At 61.1% G+C, this 21,595-nt stretch carries 15 protein-coding genes; 6 read left to right on the top strand and 9 right to left on the bottom strand.

What is annotated here, in order from left to right; translation table 11 throughout:
* From KGA96_RS09910 to KGA96_RS09870, 9 genes are all read right to left on the bottom strand, one after another.
* Positions 1-993, bottom strand: a complete 993-nt coding sequence (locus KGA96_RS09910; RefSeq protein WP_046037144.1) for a vWA domain-containing protein — start codon at positions 991-993, stop codon at positions 1-3.
* Positions 980-1,477, bottom strand: a complete 498-nt coding sequence (locus tag KGA96_RS09905) for a DUF4381 domain-containing protein (protein ID WP_223512630.1) — start codon at positions 1,475-1,477, stop codon at positions 980-982. The genes KGA96_RS09910 and KGA96_RS09905 overlap by 14 nt, the downstream gene beginning before the upstream one ends.
* Positions 1,474-2,418: a DUF58 domain-containing protein gene (locus KGA96_RS09900; RefSeq protein WP_404942341.1), complete on the bottom strand. Its 945-nt coding sequence runs from the start codon at positions 2,416-2,418 to the stop codon at positions 1,474-1,476. The genes KGA96_RS09905 and KGA96_RS09900 overlap by 4 nt, the downstream gene beginning before the upstream one ends.
* A complete protein-coding gene (locus tag KGA96_RS09895) occupies positions 2,418-3,398 on the bottom strand; it encodes an AAA family ATPase (RefSeq protein ID WP_223466965.1) in 981 nt (326 codons plus the stop codon). Before KGA96_RS09895 ends, KGA96_RS09900 begins: the two co-directional genes overlap by 1 nt.
* Positions 3,399-3,406: 8 nt before the next feature.
* Entirely contained in the window at positions 3,407-4,357 is a 951-nt protein-coding gene (locus tag KGA96_RS09890) for a transporter (RefSeq protein ID WP_046037139.1), read from the bottom strand.
* Positions 4,358-4,369: 12 nt separating this feature from the next.
* Entirely contained in the window at positions 4,370-5,770 is a 1,401-nt protein-coding gene (locus KGA96_RS09885; protein ID WP_046037428.1) for a DUF1254 domain-containing protein, read from the bottom strand.
* A gap of 26 nt (positions 5,771-5,796) precedes the next feature.
* On the bottom strand, positions 5,797-7,248 hold the full coding sequence (locus KGA96_RS09880; protein ID WP_223512628.1) for a DUF1254 domain-containing protein: 1,452 nt from the start codon (positions 7,246-7,248) through the stop codon (positions 5,797-5,799).
* Positions 7,249-7,258: 10 nt separating this feature from the next.
* Positions 7,259-8,050: a hypothetical protein gene (locus KGA96_RS09875; RefSeq protein ID WP_223466970.1), complete on the bottom strand. Its 792-nt coding sequence runs from the start codon at positions 8,048-8,050 to the stop codon at positions 7,259-7,261.
* A 365-nt stretch (positions 8,051-8,415) separates the two neighbouring features.
* Positions 8,416-8,841 carry a YciI family protein gene (locus KGA96_RS09870; protein ID WP_223512620.1) on the bottom strand — a complete coding sequence of 142 codons (426 nt, stop codon included), beginning with the start codon at positions 8,839-8,841 and terminating at the stop codon, positions 8,416-8,418.
* Positions 8,842-9,248: 407 nt separating this feature from the next.
* Here KGA96_RS09870 and tpx point away from each other — a divergent pair, with 407 nt between their 5' ends.
* The 6 genes from tpx (at position 9,249) to KGA96_RS09840 (ending at position 21,533) form a co-directional block, all read left to right on the top strand.
* A complete protein-coding gene (gene tpx / locus KGA96_RS09865; RefSeq protein WP_223512619.1) occupies positions 9,249-9,749 on the top strand; it encodes a thiol peroxidase in 501 nt (166 codons plus the stop codon).
* A gap of 179 nt (positions 9,750-9,928) precedes the next feature.
* A complete protein-coding gene (locus tag KGA96_RS09860; protein ID WP_223512618.1) occupies positions 9,929-11,245 on the top strand; it encodes an MdtA/MuxA family multidrug efflux RND transporter periplasmic adaptor subunit in 1,317 nt (438 codons plus the stop codon).
* The gene (locus tag KGA96_RS09855; protein WP_223512617.1) at positions 11,242-14,337 is read left to right on the top strand and encodes an MdtB/MuxB family multidrug efflux RND transporter permease subunit; all 3,096 of its coding nucleotides are present in this window, start codon (positions 11,242-11,244) and stop codon (positions 14,335-14,337) included. Before KGA96_RS09860 ends, KGA96_RS09855 begins: the two co-directional genes overlap by 4 nt.
* A 100-nt stretch (positions 14,338-14,437) precedes the next feature.
* Positions 14,438-17,545, top strand: coding sequence for an efflux RND transporter permease subunit (locus KGA96_RS09850; RefSeq protein WP_223512615.1), 3,108 nt, complete (start codon positions 14,438-14,440; stop codon positions 17,543-17,545).
* A complete protein-coding gene (locus KGA96_RS09845; protein ID WP_223466974.1) occupies positions 17,542-19,023 on the top strand; it encodes an efflux transporter outer membrane subunit in 1,482 nt (493 codons plus the stop codon). Before KGA96_RS09850 ends, KGA96_RS09845 begins: the two co-directional genes overlap by 4 nt.
* Positions 19,024-19,415: 392 nt before the next feature.
* Positions 19,416-21,533 carry a putative bifunctional diguanylate cyclase/phosphodiesterase gene (locus tag KGA96_RS09840; protein WP_046037130.1) on the top strand — a complete coding sequence of 706 codons (2,118 nt, stop codon included), beginning with the start codon at positions 19,416-19,418 and terminating at the stop codon, positions 21,531-21,533.
* Positions 21,534-21,595: the final 62 nt, after the last annotated feature.

Below are 21,595 nucleotides of genomic sequence, written 5' to 3'. Positions count from 1 at the left end.
TCAGGCCTCCTGCCGTTGACGGGCAAGCATCAGCCGTGGAAGCAGCAGGGCGCCCAGGTGATAAATCGCCAATAGGGCAATGGCAGCGCCCAGCGGCCACCAGAACAGATCGCGTTTGGGCTGGTGGCTGAGGGTTTTCACCTGATGCGGGGTGAGTTTGTCGAGGGTGCTGTAGACCTGATCCAGGGCGTTGCGGTCTTCGGCGCGGAAGAAGCGTCCGCCCGTGGCGTGGGCAATGTCCTGCAAGCCTTGCAGGTTGACCTTGGCTTCGCCCTCGGCATTCGGGTCGCCGATGCCGATGGTGTGAATCACCACGCCTTTGGCCGCGGCCATGGCGGCCGCGTGATCCGGGGTGATGGCGCTGCTGGTGTCGTTGCCGTCGGTGAGCAGGATCAGCACTTTTTCCTGCTCGTGGGCCTGGTCCAGCAGTTTCAGGCTCAGGCCGATGGCGTCGCCGATGGCCGTGTTGGGGCCGGCCATGCCGATGCCGGTGTCGTCCAGCAGCAGTGACAGGCTGGCGTGGTCGAGGGTCAACGGCGCCTGCGGATAGGCACCGGTGCCGAACACAATCAGTCCGATTCGATCGTCTTTACGTTTGTCGATGAACCCGTGCACCACTTCCTTGACCGCGGCCAGGCGATTGATTTTCTGGCCATTGGCGTCGGTGAAATCGGTGGTTTCCATCGACTGGGAAATGTCGATGGCCAGCATCAGGTCGCGCACCGGCTGCTGGCGTTCGATGGGTTTTTCCACCAGCACCGGCCGGCTCGCCGCCACCAGCAGCAGCGTCCAGACCAGCAGGTTCAGGAGCAATTGCCAGCGGTTGCTGCGGGTGCCAGCCTGGCTCGGTGTCTGGCCGACAGCACGGCTCATCGCCGCAAAAAACGGTACACGCACGGCGCTGCGCGCCTCACGGTAATCGGGCAGGTAGCGATAGCCGAACCACGGCAGCGGCAGCAGGATCAACAGCCAGGGGTAATCAAGCTGCCACATGATGACGCTCCACCCAGGTTTTGCAGGTACTGAACAGCTGCTGGCGTTGTTCGGTGGGCATGGCCCGCAGTGTTGCGTCGGGGGCGTAGGCCAGCAGCGAGAGTTGTTGGCTGAAGTCGGCGGGTAGGGGCTGTTTACTGTGCCGCTGCAAAAATGCCTGCCAGTCCTCTTTCCCCAACGCCGCAGGAGATCCCACAGGTTTCGCGTTCGGCATAGAGATCGCGACCCGCTTGAGCAATTCGGGAAGCTCGCGCAACGCGCTCAGGTCATTACTGCGCTGCTGCAACTCCTCCAGCCGTACCAACGCCTCGCGCCGATAGCGATCGCGCCGCCATTGCCAGTATCGCCGCGCACCCAGCACCAGCAGCGTAACGTTCAACAGTGCGAGCAACGCCCACCAACCCCAGGTTTGCGGTGCATAACTGACCGGTGCTGGCAGTGCCATTTCCTTGAGTTGGTCGATGCTCGGGATAGCGGGGTTCATCGGCGCCCTCCGGCAAACTTGCCCAGTTCGGCACGCAGTTGTTCGTGGGCTTCTGTAGCCGTGCTGAACATCATCAACGGCACCTGGCTGCGGCGCAGCAAGGTCGCGACGTCCTTGAGCCGTCCGCTGAGGAAATCCCCGAGCGGCTGATGCACCTGTTGCCGATCCACCGCCAGCTCCACCTGCAATTGGCCTTGGGTGACCAGCACGCGTCCGTTTTTCGGCAGGTTCAGCGCCAGCGGGTCGTAGACCTGCATGGCAATCACATCGTTATGGGCCGCCAGTTGTCGCATCAGTTGCAAGGTGCGTTCGCCGGCCCCGGCGAAGTCGCTGACGATGCAGATCAGGTGATCGTGACCGGCCACGGCCAGGCAGTGCTGCAGGACCTTGTCGAGCTGGTCTTCGCCTTCGGCGTCCGGGTTGGCGGCATTGAGTGCCTGGTTCTGCTGGGCGATGCGGCTGCACAGCGCTTCGATCCGTTTGCGGCTGCGCAGCGGGGCGATGCTGTCGATGCGTTGATCGTTGAAGACCAGTCCACCGACGCGGTCGCCAGCGTTGAACACCATCCACGCCGCCAGGGCGCCGAGTTCGGCGGCGATGGCGGATTTGAAGCTGCGTTGCGAGCCAAAGAACATCGACATGCGCTGATCAACGAGGATCAACGCCGGGCGGTCGCGCTCTTCGGTGAAAGTCCGTACCACCGGTTTGCCGGTGCGCAGGGACGCGCGCCAGTCGAGGTGACGCAAGTCGTCTCCCGGCTGATAGCGCCGCAGTTCATCGAAGTTCAGGCCCCGACCACGCAAACGCGAAGCGTGGTTGCCGGCCAGGATGCTGCCCTGGGGCTGACGCGCCAGAAAACTCAGGTCACGGGCCTTGAACTCCAAGGCCATCAACTGCGCCAGAGAGACATACACCAGGCCGTCGGCGCTGTTCATGGACATCAGGCAGGAATCGCCACTTTATCGAGCAGGCGGTCGAGCACTTGATCGGCGCTGACGCCATCGGCCACTGCGTCGTAGCTCAGTTGCAGGCGATGGCGCAGCACCGGGTGCACCACGGCGCGGACGTTGTCCGGAGAAACGAAATCCTGGCCCTGCAACCAGGCGTCGGCCCGGGCACAACGGTCCAGGCCAATGCCGCCGCGGGGGCTGGCGCCGATGCTGATCCAGCGCCCGAGGTCGGCGTCGTAATCGGCCGGGTGGCGAGTGGCGTTGATCAGGTCGATCAGGTAGCGGTCGATGGCCGGGGAGACGTGCACGGCACTGACTTCACGGCGCGCGGCGAATACCACGTCCTGAGACAGGGAGAAGCCCTGCACGGCAGCGGTCTTGGCGCCGAGGGCCTGTTCTTCTTCGCGCAGCAGACGCAGCACCTGGCTTTCGTTTTCCGCGCTCGGGTAATCGAGCAGCACTTTCATCAGGAAGCGGTCCATCTGCGCTTCCGGCAGCGGATAGGTGCCTTCCTGTTCGATCGGGTTCTGGGTAGCGACCACGATGAACAGGTCCGGCAGCGCATGGCTGTTGCCGGCCACGGTGATCTGGCGCTCTTCCATGGCTTCGAGCAACGCCGCCTGGACCTTGGCCGGCGCACGGTTGATTTCGTCGGCGAGGATCAGGTTGCCGAACAGGGGACCTGGCTGGAAGCGGATTTCGTTCTTGCCTTCGACCTGATGCAGCACCTCGGCGCCGGTGATGTCCGACGGCAGCAAGTCCGGGGTGAACTGGATGCGGCTCATCTTCGCGTCCAGGTGTCTGGCCAGTGACTTGACCGTGCGGGTCTTGGCCAGGCCGGGCAGACTTTCGAGGAGCAAATGTCCGTTGGCCAGCAAACCGACGAGCATCTGCCGGATCACCTGGTCCTGGCCGAGCACCGCTTCGGCGATGCTGGCTTGCAGGGCATTGAGGTCGTCGAGTGTGCTCATGGGGTCTCCTAGAAAAACGCCAGGGTCATGTTGACGCTGATGCCATTACCTTCAGGGCGGTTCTTGGTGTCGAACTCCGGCACCCAGCGCGCATTGAAGTTGGCCTGGGCGTCGGCGAACTTGCCGGTCCAGCCCACTGTCGGGCCGGCACCCACGGAACGTCCGCGGAAGCCGCTGTCGGCGCCGGACCCCGAGTCATCGGTGATCTGCTGGATGTAACCGGCGGCGATACCGGCGTTCCAACCGTTGCCAAAGCCGTGGGTCCACAACGCATCGAGGGTGTAGATGTTGCCGTTGCGATAATCGGTGGCGTCGTTCTCGGTGTAGAACTCCAGGCCGCTCGACAGCGTGAATTCGCCGCCCTTGCCGTCCAGATGAGTGAAGGCCACGGTCGGCATGAAGGTGTAGTTGTTCTGCCCGGGGTTGGCCAGGCGATCGTCGTTGTAGGCGCCGGTGGGCACGTAGATCGGCAGCGAGAACGCAATGTGGTTGAGTTCGTCGAAGTGATAGCCGGCGGCAATCGGCGTCACCAGCATGTCGGCGAACTGGGTGCCGGTGTCCGAGGAGCCCAGCGTTCGGCCGCGGGGCCCGGTGATGTTGGCCGAGATGTCGGTGTACTGCACCGGAACGCCGACGGCCGATGCATAGTTCCAGCGACCCTTGCCGGTGTCCCAGACATGGGTGAAGTTGGCCATGGTGTAAGAAACCTTCATGTCCAGCGCGGTACTGGCGGCACCCACCAACGGAATTTGGGCGTTGCCCTTGAGATCGCCGTCGTACCAGATGCTGGTCAGGGACATGACCCAGCCGGGCTCCGGCGGCACGACCCCGGCATTGGAGAACACTTGCTGGCCGGTAATCGGCCGTCCGACACCACCTTCAGCCGCCAGTACCAACGGGCTGCCGCTGACCATGCACAGCGCCAATAACAGGGGGCGCACTACGAAAGGCCTGATCATGACTGACTCCACTTATTGTTTTTGATTGACGGGGTTCAACAGCGGCATTTTCCATTCGCCGTTGCTGACTTCCGGTTTTGGCAAATACAGGCGCAATATCCCGTAGAAGGGTCCGTTCGGTGCCGGCAGCCAATTGCTTTGCAGGTCTTTGGCTGGCGCCTTGTGCTGCACGTACAGCGTCAGGCCGCCATCGGCATCGAGCTTGAGGTCAGGCAGCATGCGCGAGTTGATCAGGTAGCGATTGAGCGGGTTGGCTACCAGCAGCTTGTTCTTGCCGTCGTACATGGTCAGGGACCAGAACGCATCGGCCGGGGGCAGGGCGCCCTTGTCGAAATGCAGGGTGTAGTCATTTTTCGAGGCATCGACCGGTTTGCCGTCCTTGTCGACGAAATAACCGATGTAGTTCGCCTCTTCGGCGGAGTTGCCGAAAATCCCCATGTTGGCGCCGGCATAGCGGTACAGGTAATTGCCCTTGAGGTGATCGCGGGTGCCGAAGAAATCACCGCTGGTGACCTCGTGGGTATCGACTTTGGTTTTCTTGAACTCGGCAAACCCGGCCTTGGCGTCGCTGATGCCGTCTTCAAGCGCCTTGCGCTGCTCGGCGCTGAGTGTATTCACGTTGAAAGGCTTGCCTGCCTCGATACCGATCTTGGCGAAGCGTGCCAACAGTTCCTTTTCCACGTCCTGGGCCGGGGCGAACGCCAGCATGAAATTCAGGTAGCGGAACAGGTCCGGGGTTTCGCTCATGGTCGGCGTGGGTTTTGGCCAGTCGATCTTCGGTGCGGCCGTCGGCGCCTTATGTTTGTCGTAATGACTCAGGGGTTCAACCTTGTAGCCCTTCTGGATCTGCTTGACCTTGGCCAGATCCTTCTCATCGAACAGTTGTGTGCGATACAGCGCGTAGGCGATGTTGCTTTCACTGCGCAGCAAGCGGTCGATGTTCAGCGGTTGCTGGCCCTGCCAGTTGGGCCCGGCGATCATGAAATGCCCGCCGTTGTTGCCGGTGCTGCGGGTGCCCAGGTAGGCAAAGTTCTGCGTATAGGCATCGATCAGTTGCACCGAGTAGTAACGATGCTCTTCGATGGGCGGCAGGGTCAGTACCAGTGGCTCGGCGCGCAAATCCATCCAGACGAAGGAGTAGGGCGTGTCGGCGTTCGGCGTGACAAACGCAGTGTCCCTGGCGGTGAAGGCCTTGGCGGTGTTGCCGATCTGGTTGAACGGCGCCTTGAAGTTCGGGCTCTTCTTGTCCACGGCCTGGGTATAGAGCGTCTTGTACATCTCTACTACCGGAAAGCCGTACAGGTAGGCTTCCCTGGCGATGGCCCGGGCTTCCTCCGGGGTGGCGGTGAAGTCGGCCCAGGCGCTGGTGCTGAGGGTCAGTGCAAGGCCGGTGAACAAAATGCGGTGATTCATATACATCCCTTATTGAACGTCCGGCGTCATTGCACAGCCGTGATGTCGTCGAGTTTCCAGCTCTTGTCGAAATAGGCTTCTGTCGGCGCATACAGGCGGAAATAGCTGAACCAGTGTTTGCCCGGCAGGGTTTGCACCCAGTTGTCTTCGAAACCTTTTGGCGCGGTCGGGCCGAAGTACAGGTCCACCGAGCCGTCGGCGTTTTTCTTCAAGTCCTGACGGGATGACAGGTCGGCCTTGCGCTGCGGGTTATCGATCAGGCAGCGGCTGTCGATGTCGTATACGGTCATCGACCAGAACTGCCTGGCAGGCGGGTTGGCGCCGACGTGCAGGCGATAGCTTTTGCCGCCGTCGAGCCAGTTGCCCTTGTTGTCGGTGTAGGCGCCGAGGTAGGTCTGGCCCAGCCCCGGGGTTTTCGAGACCATGCCTTTGGTGTTGGTCACCGCCTCGTAGAACCAGGCGCTGCGTTCCCACAACTGGTCGTAATAGGCCACGCGCTGGGACGGATCGGCGATGTTCAGCACGCTGTCCCATTGCCGGTCCGGCCAGAATTGGGCATTGGGGAAACGCTTGGCGAAGGTGTTGGCCTTGGCGATCAGTTCACCGACCTGCGCACCCTGTTCCAGCGCCGCGCGTTGCTTGTCGTTGGGGTTGAACGGTTTGTCCTTCTCGATGCCCAGGCTGGCCAGCATGGCCATGTAAAAACGGTCGCGTTCATTGACCGGTTCTTTCTGGATGATCTGGTGCAAACGCTCCCAGTACGCCAGGCCACGAGGCTGGGTACCGGACCAGGCTTTACCACCGGGAGACAGCAGTCTGGTTTTGGCAGGTTCCGCTCGCTTCGCATACGGGTACATCTTGAATTGCTCGACCAGCGCCTTGCCCTTGGCCGGGTCTGGGTCCAGCACGCGAAAGCCCACCAGCACATTCATGGTTTCGGATTTGGCCAGGTAGTATTTATGGGCATCCGCCGGCAGCTCGGCACCCGGTGGCAATACCAGGTACTTGCCGCCCTTGCCTTTGTCCGGACCGGTCTGGCCCATGTCGATGATCGCCCGCTGCCAGAAATCGCCTACGCCACCGGCAGTCGGGCCAGGTGGTAGTTCAATCACCAGCGGCCCGGTTTCGTTGAGATCGACAAACCCGAGGATGTACGGCGTGGTGGCGTTGGCCGTGATCACCCCAAGCTTGTCTTCGTAACTGTTGAGCACCATCAGGTCGCCGCTGTGGGCGCCCAGTTTTTCGCGAAACTCTTCCTGCCATTGCGCATAGGACACCAGTGGCAAGGCCCACAGATAACTCTGTGTGGCCTGCTGGAAGTCCAGTTCGGCATAAAGCCTGGCAATCGACTCATGGGCCGGCAGTTCGCCGTCCATGGCAATTTTGCCGATGCGGGTATCAAGTTCCTGGGCGCCCACGCCGCAACTGGCGAACAGGGCCATCAGGCTGAAACCGGCTGTGCGAATTGCACCGTGCATATATAAGTCCTTATTTACCGAAGGTGACGTTGATCCCGGCGTACAGCGTGAACTGTGGCAAGCCGTCGCCTTTGCGGTCGACGGTCCACTGCGGCTCGATAAAGGCGTTCAGGATATTGGACCCGGATTTCCAGGCTTTGCCGCCACCCAAACCGAGTGGGATGTAATGGGTGTTGTTCTTCAGGTCGAACGTCCAGGTGCCTGTGGAACGCAGGTACCAGCCTTTTTCCAGGTTGTGGATGATGAACGGCTGGAAGGTGGCGGATTCCACGTGAGGGCGGTCGTGATCACCGGCGAACGAACTCTGGTACTGCACCAGTGCGCCAAGCAGCCCACGCGGTGAGGAGTCGATGGCGATGGCGGACAGTCCGGCCTGCCATTTGCCGGTTCCCAACTCATCCTGCTCGGCGGTCGGCGCAGTGATTTGCGGGCCGACGCCCAACTGCACGCCTTCAGTCTTGAGCAGGAAAATATCAAACACGTTGAGGTCGCCGATGCCGGTGCTGTAGCCGTTATGCGGATCGGGACGAGTGCTGACGGGGAGCGTGACGCGCAGCAACTGCGGGACGCCTATGACGTCATTGGCTGCCATCGGAAGGGCGCCGCGCAGCAGCGCATCGTTGGTGTGAGCGTTGGTATCGAACAGCTTGGGGGTGTAGTAATCCTGCAGGTTGACACCTGGTGCCAGGTTCAGCGGGTTGTTGCTTTTGTTGGCCGTCTCGGCGTTATCCGCGTGAGCACAAAAAGCAGGCGCGAGTGAAGTCACCCAGACAAAGGCGTACTTCCCCAAATTCTTAGACATTAATCCCCCGGTTCCCTGGTGGCTGACTGGGCCTACGGCCCCTTATGTTCAGCCATAACTGCGTAATCCCTTTCCGATCAAGCCTGTAGGACTCGTCGGATTAAGTTAGCAGTTAACCACGGGTTATCCAGTTGAATGGATTAATTCTTTGGTTTTGTGTGCGGTTTCTCGTTAATTTCGTGTACTAGAAAGTTAATACGGATCAAGGGCTTGCCCGAACAAGTTAAGTGGCTATCTAGCCAATGTAGGAGCGAGCCTGCTCGCGAAGGCGGTCTGTCAGTCAATATTGGTGTTGAATGTGACGACCACTTCGCGAGCAGGCTTGCTCCCACAGGAAACTGAAGCGATAGCCGGTTCAGTCAACCTCAGTTCTTCTTCGCTTGCTCCCAAACCCGCTCTTCCTGCTCGCGCAGTTCCGGCGTGAACTCGGCACCAAAATCTTCGGCTTCAAACACCTGGCGAATCTCGATCTCGGCCTCGGTGCCCGGCATCGGGTTGGGGCAGCGCTTGACCCATTCGATGGCTTCTTCCCTGGACTTCACTTTCCACAACCAGAAACCGGCAATCAATTCCTTGGTTTCGATGAAAGGGCCGTCGATCACCGTGTGTTTGTCACCAGAAAATTTTACCCGTGCACCTTTGCTGCTCGGGTGCAGGCCTTCGCCCGCGAGCATGATGCCGGCCTTGACCAGTTCTTCGTTGTAGTTGCCCATGGCCGTCAGCAGTTCCTGGCTGGGCATGACGCCGGCTTCGGAATCCTGGCTGGCCTTGATGATGATCATGAATCGCATGGTCTCGTCTCCGTTGCAGTTGAGTGGCTCGATTTATAGTCGAACGACGGTGGAGCAATTCGACAGAGTGTTAACAAAAGTTTTCGTCGATGACGTGTCGCGTGCCTTTCGTCATGAACATCGGTTAGCGGCGGGTGAGGGCGTACTCTGTACTTTTGCCGACTTGTTCGGCTCACACACGAACCCTGGAGTGAGCCTGCTCGCGATGGCGTCAGATCAGACACTAGCGATGTTGAATGATATTTCGCTTTCGCGAGCAGGCTCGCTCCCACAAATTTGTAGGTTGTATCCAGTTTTGTGCCCTGTTACATGACAATTTATGTTTGGCCATAGGTCGTAGGACAATTTCATGGTTAACTTCGGCCTCGTCAAAATTCTCCACCACAACGTTCAGAAGGACTCCGTTCATGGCTCAAGTCACCCTTAAAGGCACCCCGGTTCAAGTCAACGGCCAACTGCCACAAGCCGGTTCCAAGGCACCAGCCTTTTCCCTGGTTGCCGGCAATCTGTCCGACGTCACCCTGAAAGACTTTGCCGGCAAGCGCAAAGTGCTGAACATCTTCCCAAGCGTTGATACCCCGACCTGCGCTACCTCGGTGCGCAAGTTCAACGCCCAGGCCAGCGACGTGGCCAACACCGTTGTGCTGTGCATCTCCGCTGACCTGCCATTCGCCCAAGCCCGTTTCTGCGGCGCCGAAGGTCTGGAAAACGTACAGAACCTGTCGACCCTGCGTGGCGCCGAGTTCATCCAGAACTACGGCGTTGCCATTGCCGACGGCCCGCTCAAAGGCCTGACTGCCCGTGCCGTGGTGGTTCTGGACGAAAACGACAACGTGCTGCACAGCGAACTGGTTGGTGAAATCGCTGACGAGCCGAACTACGAAGCGGCACTTGCCGTTCTCAAGTAAGTTAGCTCCATTACAATTGTTAACGGCCTGGCTCTGTCCAGGCCGTTTTCATTTGTGCTTCAGTGTCTTACACAAAACTCCTGTTACGTAAGCCGAAGGTAAATTGCCGGTAAAGGCGCTTTGCTTAAGACACGCCAGTGCTTATCGTTCAGCCTCATGTAAAAAAGCCCACGCGCCCAATGGTTGATCACTCAATGCAATCCTCCGCTTCCCGTAGTCCTCGTCGCTGGCTGTTCGGCCTGCTTGTCCTGTTGGTCATCGCCGCCCTGTGCTGGAAGTTCTGGCCCGGCAGCGCTGCACCCAAAGAGGCTGCGGGGCAGAAAGCCGTCGCCGGGCATACCGGCAGGTCGGGCGGGATGCGACCTGGATTCGGTGGCGCGTCCGGGCCGGTACCGGTGCGAGTGGCGCCGGCGGTCAAGGGTGATTTCCCGCTGTATTTCAAGGCACTGGGCACGGTCACGGCGCTGAACACCATCAATGTGCGCAGTCGCGTCGGCGGTGAGCTGGTCAAGATCTATTTCGAAGAAGGGCAGATGGTCAAGGCCGGCGACCTGCTGGCCGACATCGACCCGCGCCCTTACCAGAATGCCTTGCTTCAGGCCGAGGGCACCTTGCTGCAGAATCAGGCGCAGCTGAAAAATGCCCAGGTCGACGTCGAGCGCTATCGCGGTCTGTACCGTGAAGACAGTATTGCCAAGCAGACCCTGGACACCGCCGAAGCGCTGGTCGGTCAATTCCAGGGCACGGTCAAGACCAATCAGGCGGCGGTCAACGACGCCAAACTTAACCTCGAATTCACCCGGATCCGCGCACCGATCACCGGACGCGTCGGCCTGCGTCAACTGGACGTCGGCAACCTGGTCGCGGCCAACGACACTACCGCATTGGCGATCATCACCCAGACCCAACCGATCAGCGTGGCCTTCACCCTCCCGGAAAACAGCCTCGACACGGTGCTGACCCGTTATCGCAGCGGCGCCAAACTGTCGGCTGAAGCCTGGGATCGCGGTGATACCAAACTGCAAGCCACTGGCGTATTGCAGAGCCTGGACAACCAGATCGACGTCACCACCGGCACCCTGAAATTCAAGGCCCGTTTCGAGAACCGCGATCAGTCGCTGTTCCCCAACCAGTTCGTCAACGTGCGCCTGCTGGCCGACACCCTCAAAGACGTCGTACTGGCGCCCTCTGCCGCAATCCAGTTCGGCACCAATGGCACGTTCGCCTATGCCATGGACGGTGACAAGAAAGTCAAGATCCGTCAGTTGAAAGTCGGCGCCAGTGACGGCGTGAACACAGTGATCACAGAAGGCCTGTCGGCGGGCGACCGGGTCGTGCTGGAAGGCACTGACCGCCTGAAGGAAGGCAGCGACGTGGAGGTGGTCAATGACAGCCAGGACGTGCCGACCACGCCAACCGAACACCTGCAAGGCAAGTCGGCGGTCAATGCGGCTGAGCCTGCGACCACCGACAAGGCGAAAAAGGGCGGCGCATGAATCTCTCGCGGCTGTTCATCCTTCGCCCGGTAGCCACCACGCTGAGCATGCTGGCCATTATCCTGGCCGGCGTCATCGCCTATCGGCTGCTGCCGGTGTCGGCATTGCCCCAGGTCGATTACCCGACCATTCGCGTCATGACCCTGTACCCCGGCGCCAGCCCGGATGTCATGACCAGCGCGGTGACCGCGCCGCTTGAGCGGCAATTCGGGCAAATGCCCGGCCTGACGCAAATGGCCTCTACCAGTTCCGGCGGGGCGTCGGTGCTGACCCTGCGTTTCAGCCTCGACATCAACATGGACGTGGCTGAGCAACAAGTGCAGGCAGCGATCAACGCCGCGACCAACCTGTTGCCCAAGGACCTGCCGGCACCGCCGGTGTACAACAAGGTCAACCCGGCCGATACGCCGGTGCTGACCTTGGCCATCACCTCCAAGACCATGCTGCTGCCCAAGCTCAACGATCTGGTCGATACGCGCATGGCGCAGAAAATCGCCCAGATCAGCGGCGTCGGCATGGTCAGCATTGCCGGCGGCCAGCGTCAGGCCGTGCGGATCAAGGTCAACCCCGAGGCCCTGGCCGCCAATGGCCTGAACCTGTCGGATGTGCGCACCCTGATCGGCGCCTCCAACGTCAACCAGCCCAAGGGCAACTTCGACGGCCCGACCCGGGTCTCGATGCTCGATGCAAACGATCAACTGACGTCGCCCAAGGACTACGCCAACCTGATCCTGGCCTACGCCAATGGCGCACCGCTGCGACTCAAGGACGTGGCGGAAATCGTCGACGGCGCCGAGAATGAGCGACTGGCTGCGTGGGCCAACGAGAACCAGGCCGTGCTGCTGAACATCCAGCGTCAGCCCGGCGCCAACGTGATCGAGGTAGTGGACCGGATCAAGGCCCTGCTGCCGAGCATCACCGACAACCTGCCGGCCGGCCTCGACGTGATAGTGCTGACCGACCGCACCCAGACCATCCGCGCCTCGGTCAAGGACGTGCAGCATGAATTGCTGATCGCGATCGCCCTGGTGGTCATGGTCACCTTCCTGTTCCTGCGTCGCGCCAGTGCCACGATCATTCCGTCGGTGGCCGTGCCGCTGTCGCTGATCGGTACGTTCGGCGTGATGTACCTGGCAGGCTTCTCGGTCAACAACCTGACCCTGATGGCCCTGACCATCGCCACCGGTTTCGTGGTGGACGATGCGATCGTCATGCTGGAGAACATTTCCCGATTCATCGAAGAAGGCGACAGCCCGCTGAACGCCGCGCTCAAAGGCGCCAAACAGATCGGTTTCACCCTGATCTCCCTGACATTGTCGCTGATCGCCGTGCTGATTCCGCTGCTGTTCATGGCGGACGTGGTCGGGCGGTTGTTCCGCGAGTTCGCCATCACTCTGGCAGTGGCGATCCTGATTTCCCTTGTCGTTTCCCTGACCCTGACGCCGATGATGTGCGCGCGGTTGCTCAAGCGCGAACCCAAGGAAGCAGAGCAGGGTCGCTTCTACCGTGCCAGCGGCGCATTCATCGACTGGATGATCGCCGCCTACGGACGCAAATTGCAGTGGGTGCTCAAGCACCAGCCGCTGACCCTGATGGTGGCCATTGGCACTTTGGCGCTGACGGTATTCCTGTACATGGTGGTGCCCAAGGGCTTCTTCCCAGTGCAGGACACCGGCGTCATCCAGGGCATTTCCGAAGCGCCGCAATCGATTTCCTTCGCCGCCATGAGCGAGCGCCAGCAGGAACTGGCCAAGGTCATCCTGGCCGACCCGGCGGTCGAGAGCCTGTCTTCCTACATTGGCGTGGATGGCGATAACTCGACCCTCAACAGCGGTCGGTTGTTGATCAACCTCAAGTCGCACCAAGACCGCGACCTGAGCGCCACGCAAGTGATTGCCCGCTTGCAACCGGAACTGGACAAACTGGTCGGCATCCGCCTGTTCATGCAGCCGGTGCAGGACCTGACCATCGAAGACCGGGTCAGCCGCACGCAGTACCAGTTCAGCATGTCGTCACCGGATTCGGAGTTGCTCAGCCTGTGGAGCGGGCGTCTGGTGGAGGCCCTGGCCGACCGGCCGGAATTGACCGACGTCGCCAGCGATTTGCAGGACAAGGGCTTGCAGGTCTACCTGGTGATCGACCGCGATGCGGCATCACGGGTCGGTGTATCGGTGTCGAACATCACCGATGCGCTGTACGACGCCTTCGGTCAGCGGCAGATTTCCACGATCTACACCCAGGCCAGTCAGTACCGCGTGGTGCTGCAATCGCAGTCCGGCGAGAAGATCGGCCCGCAGGCGCTGGAGCAGATTCACGTCAAGACCTCCGATGGCGGGCAGGTGCGCCTGTCCAGCCTGGCGCGCATTGAAGAGCGCCAGGCGCAACTGGCCATCACCCATATCGGTCAGTTCCCGGCAGTGATGATGTCCTTCAACCTCGCGCCCGGCGTGGCGCTGGGGCATGCGGTCGAGATCATCGACCAAGTGCAGAAGGACATCGGCATGCCGATTGGCGTGCAGACCCAGTTCCAGGGCGCGGCGGAGGCTTTTCAGGCCTCGCTGTCGAGCACCTTGCTGCTGATCCTGGCGGCGGTGGTGACCATGTACATCGTGCTGGGCGTGCTCTACGAGAGCTACATCCATCCGATCACCATTCTTTCGACCTTGCCGTCGGCGGCAGTGGGCGCCTTGCTGGCGTTGATCCTCAGCGGCAACGACCTGGGCATGATCGCGATCATCGGCATCATTCTGCTGATCGGCATCGTGAAGAAGAACGCGATCATGATGATCGACTTCGCCCTCGATGCCGAGCGCAACCAGGGCATGGACCCGCAAACGGCGATCTATCAGGCCGCCTTGCTGCGTTTCCGGCCAATCCTGATGACCACCCTGGCCGCGCTGTTCGGTGCCGTGCCGTTGATGCTGGCCACCGGTTCCGGCGCAGAACTGCGCCAGCCGCTGGGTCTGGTGATGGTCGGCGGCCTGTTGCTGAGTCAGATTCTGACGTTGTTCACTACGCCTGTGATTTACCTGTATTTCGATCGGTTGGGACGCCGCTTTGGCAAATCTGACTCGAAAGAGGTGGTGGTATGACGGCGAGCTACAAGCTTCAAGCTTCAAGCTGCAAGTTAAAGCCTGCGCGATCCCTGCTTTTTTCTTGCAGCTTGCAGCTTGCAGCTAGTGGTTGCCACCTATGAATCTCTCGGGTCCATTCATCAAACGCCCCGTGGCAACCATGCTGCTTTCATTGGCCATCATGCTGCTGGGCGGCGTGAGTTTCGGTTTGCTGCCCGTGTCGCCGCTGCCGCAAATGGACTTTCCGGTGATCGTGGTCCAGGCCAGCCTGCCCGGGGCCAGCCCCGAGGTGATGGCGTCGACCGTGGCCACGCCTCTGGAGCGTTCCTTCGGCAGCATTGCCGGGGTCAACACCATGAGCAGCCGCTCCAGCCAGGGCTCGACCCGGGTAATCCTGCAATTCGACCTGGACCGCGACATCAACGGCGCGGCGCGGGAAGTGCAGGCGGCCATCAACGCCTCGCGCACCCTGCTGCCCAGCGGGATGCGCAGCATGCCGACCTACAAGAAGGTCAACCCGTCCCAGGCGCCGATCATGGTGCTGTCGCTGACGTCCGATGTGCTGGAAAAAGGCCAGCTCTATGACCTGGCCTCGACGATTCTGTCCCAGAGCCTGTCCCAGGTGCAGGGCGTTGGCGAGGTGCAGATCGGCGGCAGCTCGCTGCCGGCGGTACGTATCGAGCTCGAACCGCAGTCGCTGAACCAGTACGGCGTGGCCCTGGACGATGTGCGCAACACCATCGCCAATGCCAACGTGCGCCGGCCCAAGGGCTCGGTGGAAGACGATCAGCGGCTGTGGCAGGTCCAGGCCAACGACCAGCTGGAAAAAGCCAAGGACTACGAGTCGCTGATCATCCACTACAACGGCGGCGCGGCCCTGCGCCTGAAGGATGTGGCCAAGGTCAGCGATGGCGTCGAGGACCGCTACAACAGCGGTTTCTTCAACGACGACGCGGCGGTACTGCTGGTGATCAACCGGCAGGCCGGCGCCAACATCATCGAGACGGTCAACGAGATCAAGGCCCAGTTGCCGGCGTTGCAGGCGGTGCTGCCGGCCAGCGTCAAGCTGAACCTGGCCATGGACCGCTCGCCGGTGATCAAGGCCACGTTGCACGAAGCGGAAATGACCCTGCTGATCGCCGTGGCGCTGGTGATCCTGGTGGTGTTCCTGTTCCTCGGTAACTTCCGCGCTTCGCTGATCCCGACCCTGGCGGTGCCGGTGTCGCTGGTCGGCACCTTTGCCGTGATGTACCTCTACGGCTTTTCGCTGAACAACCTGTCGCTGATGGCGCTGATCCTGGCCACCGGGCTGGTGGTGGACGATGCCATTGTGGTGCTGGAGAACATTTCCCGGCACATCGACGAAGGCGTGCGGCCGATGCGTGCCGCGTACCTGGGTGCCCAGGAAGTCGGTTTTACCTTGCTGTCGATGAACGTATCGCTGGTGGCGGTGTTCCTGTCGATCCTGTTCATGGGCGGGATCATTGAAAGCCTGTTCCGCGAATTCTCCATCACCCTGGCGGCAGCCATCATGGTCTCGCTGGTAGTGTCGTTGACTCTGACCCCGATGCTCTGCGCCCGCTGGCTCAAGCCGCACACGCCGGGGCAGGAGAACCGCCTGCAACGCTGGAGTCGGCGGACCAACGACTGGATGGTCGGCAAATACGCCACCAGTCTCGACTGGGTGCTGCGTCACAAGCGCCTGACCCTGCTCAGTCTGTTCGTGACAATTGGCATTAACATTGCGCTATATGTTATTGTTCCTAAAGCATTTTTACCGCAGCAGGATACCGGTCAGCTGATCGGTTTCGTGCGCGGTGACGACGGCCTGTCCTTCAGTGTGATGCAGCCGAAGATGGAGATTTTCCGCCGGGCTGTGTTGAAGGATGAAGCGGTAGAAAGCGTCGCCGGGTTCATTGGCGGCAACAACGGCACCAACAACGCCTTCATGCTGGTGCGCCTCAAGCCGATCAAGGAACGGAGCATTTCCGCGCAGAAAGTCATCGAACGACTGCGCAAGGAAATGCCCAAGGTGCCCGGGGCACAACTGATGCTCATGGCGGACCAGGACCTGCAATTTGGTGGCGGTCGTGAGCAGACCACCTCGCAGTACTCGTACATCCTGCAGAGCGGGGATCTGGGGGCATTGCGCGAGTGGTATCCGAAAGTCGTCACCGCGCTCAAGGCCTTGCCGGAGCTGACGGCGATCGATGCGCGGGAAGGCCGCGGCGCCCGGCAAGTGACCCTGATCGTCGACCGTGACCAGGCCAAGCGCCTGGGTGTCGACATGGACATGGTCACGGCGGTGCTGAACAACGCCTACAGCCAGCGGCAGATATCGACCATCTACGACAGCCTCAACCAGTATCAGGTGGTGATGGAGGTCAATCCGAAGTACGCCCAGGACCCGATCACCCTCAAGCAGGTCCAGGTGATCACCGCTGACGGCGCGCGGATCCCGCTGTCGACCATCGCCCATTACGAAAACAGCCTGGAAAATGACCGGGTCAGCCACGAAGGCCAGTTTGCTTCGGAAAGCATTGCCTTCGACATGGCTGAAGGCGTGACCGTGGAGCAGGGCGGTGCCGCCATCGAGCGGGCGATTGCCAAGGTCGGCCTGCCCGAAGACGTGATCGCGAAAATGGCCGGCACAGCCGACGCTTTCGCGGCGACTCAGAAAAGTCAGCCGTGGATGATTCTGGGGGCGCTGGTGGCGGTGTATCTGGTCTTGGGTGTGTTGTATGAAAGCTACATTCACCCGCTGACGATTCTCTCGACCTTGCCGTCGGCCGGGGTCGGCGCGTTGCTGTCGATCTATGCGCTGGGCGGCGAATTCAGCCTGATTTCGTTGCTGGGACTGTTTCTGCTGATCGGCGTGGTGAAGAAAAACGCGATTCTGATGATTGACCTGGCGTTGCAGCTGGAACGAAACCAGGGCATGGCCCCGCTGGAATCGATTCGCAGCGCCTGCCTGCAACGTTTGCGACCTATCCTTATGACCACCCTGGCGGCGATCCTCGGTGCCTTGCCGTTGCTGCTGAGCCGCGCCGAAGGGGCGGAAATGCGCCAGCCGCTGGGCCTGACCATTATCGGCGGGCTGATCTTCAGCCAGGTGCTGACGCTTTACACCACCCCGGTGGTTTACCTCTATCTCGACAAACTGCGCCATCGCTTCAATAAATGGCGTGGGGTGCGTACCGATGCTGCTCTGGAAACTCCGCTATGACTGACCGTTCGCTTTTCAACCTGGCTGCACCGCTGCTCATGGCCAGAGGCTCGCGCCTGTTGAGCTTGTCACTGTGCGTGGCGATGCTCAGTGCCTGCGCCGTCGGCCCGGATTACCAGCGCCCGCAAACCGCCGAACCTGCGCAATACAAGGCGGCAGAGGGCTGGCGTCAGGCCAACCCCAGCGATGCCCTGGCGCGCGGCGCGTGGTGGGAGTTGTATGGCGACCGGCAGCTCAACGACCTGATCGAAAAACTCAACAGCGCCAACCAGACCGTCGCCCAGTCCGAAGCGCAGTACCGCCAGGCCCAGGCCTTGGTGCGCAGCGCACGGGGGGCGTTTTTTCCGACGGTGGACCTGAACGTCAGCAAGAACCGTTCAAGCCAGGGCACCGGCAGCAGCAACTCCAGCCTGAGCAGTTCGTCCAGCGGTATTCGCGACACGTATTCGGCCCAGGCGGGCGTCAGTTGGGAAGCGGACGTGTGGGGCAAGCTGCGCCGAGGCCTCGAAGCCGACACCGCCAACGCCCAGGCAAGCTTTGCCGACTTGGCGGCCATGCGCCTGAGTCAACAGTCGGAGCTGGTGCAGAATTACCTGCAACTGCGGGTGATCGATGGCCAGAAGCGCTTGCTCCAGGACACGGTCGAGGCTTATCAGCGTTCGTTGAAGATGACCGAGAACCAGTACCGCGCAGGCGTATCGGGCAAGGACGCAGTGGCCCAGGCCCAGACACAGCTCAAAGGCACCGAAGCCGATATGGTCGACCTGATCTGGCAACGCGCCCAGTTCGAGAACGCCATCGCCGTGCTGATCGGCCTGCCGCCGGCTGAGTTCAGCCTGGCGGAAAGCCAGGACATCCCGCAGTTGCCGCAAGTGCCGCCGGCGCTGCCTTCGCAGTTGCTGGAGCGTCGCCCGGACATTGCTTCCGCCGAGCGCTCGGTGATGGCCGCCAACGCCAACATTGGTGTGGCCAAGGCCGCCTATTACCCCGACCTGACATTGAACATGAACGGCGGCTACAGCAGCAGCACCTATTCCAACTGGATCAGCCTGCCGAACCGCTTCTGGTCGGTCGGACCGCAATTGGCCATGACCTTGTTCGACGGCGGCCAGCGCTCGGCGGAAGTCGACCGCAGTGAAGCGGCCTATGACGAAACGGTGGCCAGGTACCGCCAGACCGTGCTGGACGGTTTCCGCGAGGTGGAAAACTTCCTGGTACAGCTCAAGGTGCTTCAGGACGAAGCCGTTGTGCGCCAACAGGCACTGGACGCCGCCCGGGAATCGTTGCGCCTGACCCAGAACCAGTACAAGGCCGGCTTGATTGCGTACATCGATGTGGTGGTGACTCAGGCGGCGGCGCTGAGCAATGAGCGCAGTAATCTGGACCTGCTGCAAAGCCGATTATTAGCCAGCGTGCAGTTGATTGCCGCGTTGGGGGGTGGCTGGGACGGGCAGCTTGAGGTGAGTGATAGCCAGTAACCCGGATCAGAGGAACACAGCGGCAACTGTGGCGAGGGAGCTTGCTTGTGGCGAGGGGGCTTGCCCCCGTTGGGTCGCGAAGCGGCCCTGAATTCTGGCACCCACATTCCTGCAGAATGATCATGGTCGCCTTTTTTGCGACCGCTTCGCGCTCGAGCGGGGGCAAGCCCCCTCGCCACAATTGGCGGTGTAACAACTCCCACAAAGGCTTTAGCTCGGCATTTTCAGGCCATGAGGCCAGTTAATGTAAAACCTTAAAACAAGCGTTTCATCGGACTGATGGCCCTTTGCTCATTTTGTGAGTGCGTTCTCATTTGGAATCAGTACAATCGCCGCATTTGCCCCCCAGCGAGAATCAATACCAATAAGGGGGGCGTTCGCGAGAAGTCTCCATGCTCATCGGCAGCTATTCCCCCACCCTGGTCATTATTTCGCTCTGTGTAGCGATTCTTGCCTCATACACCGCACTCGACCTTACCGGACGCATTGCCACCGCCAAAGGCCGCGCCGTGCATTTGTGGACCGCGGGCGGGGCCGTTGCCATGGGCATCGGCATCTGGTCGATGCACTTTATCGGCATGCTCGCGTTCAAGTTGCCGATCGGCCTGGGGTACGACGGCGCCATCACCCTGTTGTCGCTGCTGATCGGCGTGCTCTCCAGCGGTTTTGCGCTGTGGCTGGTCAGCCAGCCGCAATTGCCGGCCTGGCAGCTGGCCTTTGGCGCGTTGGTCATGGGCGCCGGCATCAGCGCGATGCACTACACCGGCATGGCCGCCATGCGCATGCAGCCGGGCATCGACTACGACCCGACTCTGTTCGGCGCCTCGCTGCTGATCGCTGTCGGTGCTTCGGGCGCGGCATTGTGGATCGCTTTCCATCTACGCCGGCACACGCCTTATGTCCGTCTGATTCGTGGCGGTGCCGCGGTGATCATGGGCATCGCCATCGTCGGTATGCACTACACCGGGATGGCCGCCGCACGCTTTGCCGACGGCAGTTTTTGTGGCGCAGCGGTCAATGGATTGAGCGGCAATGGCCTGGACAACCTGGTGCTGATCACCACGTTGGCGGTGCTGAGCATCGCCTTGCTGACCTCGATCCTCGATGCACGCCTGGAGGCTCGTACCGCGAACCTGGCCCGGTCGCTGACCGAGGCCAACCGTGAGCTGACCCAACTGGCCCTGCACGACACCCTCACCGGGTTGCCGAACCGGACGTTGCTCGCCGATCGAATCGATCAGGCCATGTCGCGGGTCCGGGAACAGGGGGGGTGCTTTGCCCTGATGTTCATCGACCTGGACGGCTTCAAACCGGTCAACGATGCCTTCGGCCACCACATGGGTGATCTGCTGTTGCGCGAAGTGGCCGTGCGCCTGCGCGAAGAATTGCGCAGCCAGGACACCCTGGCGCGGATCGGCGGCGATGAGTTCGTGTTGCTGGTGCAATTGAGCGAACAGAACGACGCCTTGAACCTCGCGGCCCGTCAGGTCGGGTTGATCGCGCGCGCGTTCCGGGTTGCCGAACATGATTTGCACATTTCCGCCAGCGTCGGCATCGCGCTCTACCCGGGTAACGGGCAGTCCGCCCACGAATTGCTGATGAACGCCGACGCGGCGATGTATCACGCCAAAGGCGCGGGTAAAAACGGCTACAGCTTTTTCGATGCCTCGATGAACAGCAACGCCCGCAAACAGCTGCAATTGCTGCAGGACCTGCGCAATGCCGTGGAACAGCAGGAATTCAGCCTGCATTACCAGCCCAAGTTCGACGCCGCCAATGGCCGGCCAGTGGGCGCCGAGGCTTTGTTGCGCTGGGAGCACCCGACGCAAGGGATGCTGTTGCCGGATAAATTCATCGAAATGGCGGAAAAGACCGGACTGATCATTCCGATCGGCGAGTGGGTGCTCAACGAAGCGTGCCGCCAGATGCGCGAGTGGTACGTGCTGGGCTACACCGAGTGGCGCATCGCGGTGAACCTGTCGGCCATTCAGTTTTGCCATGCCGGGCTGGTCCAGAGCGTTGCCAAGGCGCTGGCGACGCACCATCTGCCGGCCAACAGCCTGACCCTGGAAATCACCGAAACCACCGCCATGAGCGATGCCGACGCGAGCATGACGGTGCTGCAGGAACTGTCGGAAATGGGCGTCGACCTGTCCATCGACGATTTTGGCACTGGCTATTCGAGTTTGATGTACCTCAAGCGCCTGCCGGCCAACGAGCTTAAGATCGACCGTGGTTTTGTCCGGGACCTGGAGCACGACAGCGACGACGCGGCCATCGTTTCGGCCATCGTCGCCCTTGGCCAGGCGCTGGGGCTGCGCATTGTCGCCGAAGGTGTGGAGACGGGAGTGCAGCAGGACTTCCTGACTCAACTCGGCTGCGATTCGTTGCAGGGTTACCTGCTGGGGCATCCTCTGCCCGCCGCAGGGTTCATGGTGGAAATCCATCGCGGGGAGCAATTGGTCGAGCAGTTGAAAGCCAGTACAGAGTTCGAGATGTCGATGACATGACAGCTGATGTGAAGCCATGCAAAAACCGTCAATGGCGGTTATTCTTGCCCCCGACCGTTTAA

The sequence above is a fragment of the Pseudomonas sp. GL-R-26 genome (assembly GCF_019947365.1).
Lineage (GTDB): Bacteria > Pseudomonadota > Gammaproteobacteria > Pseudomonadales > Pseudomonadaceae > Aquipseudomonas.
The sequence above is the reverse complement of the archived record's forward strand: the minus strand, read 5'-3'. Positions and strand labels throughout refer to the sequence as shown.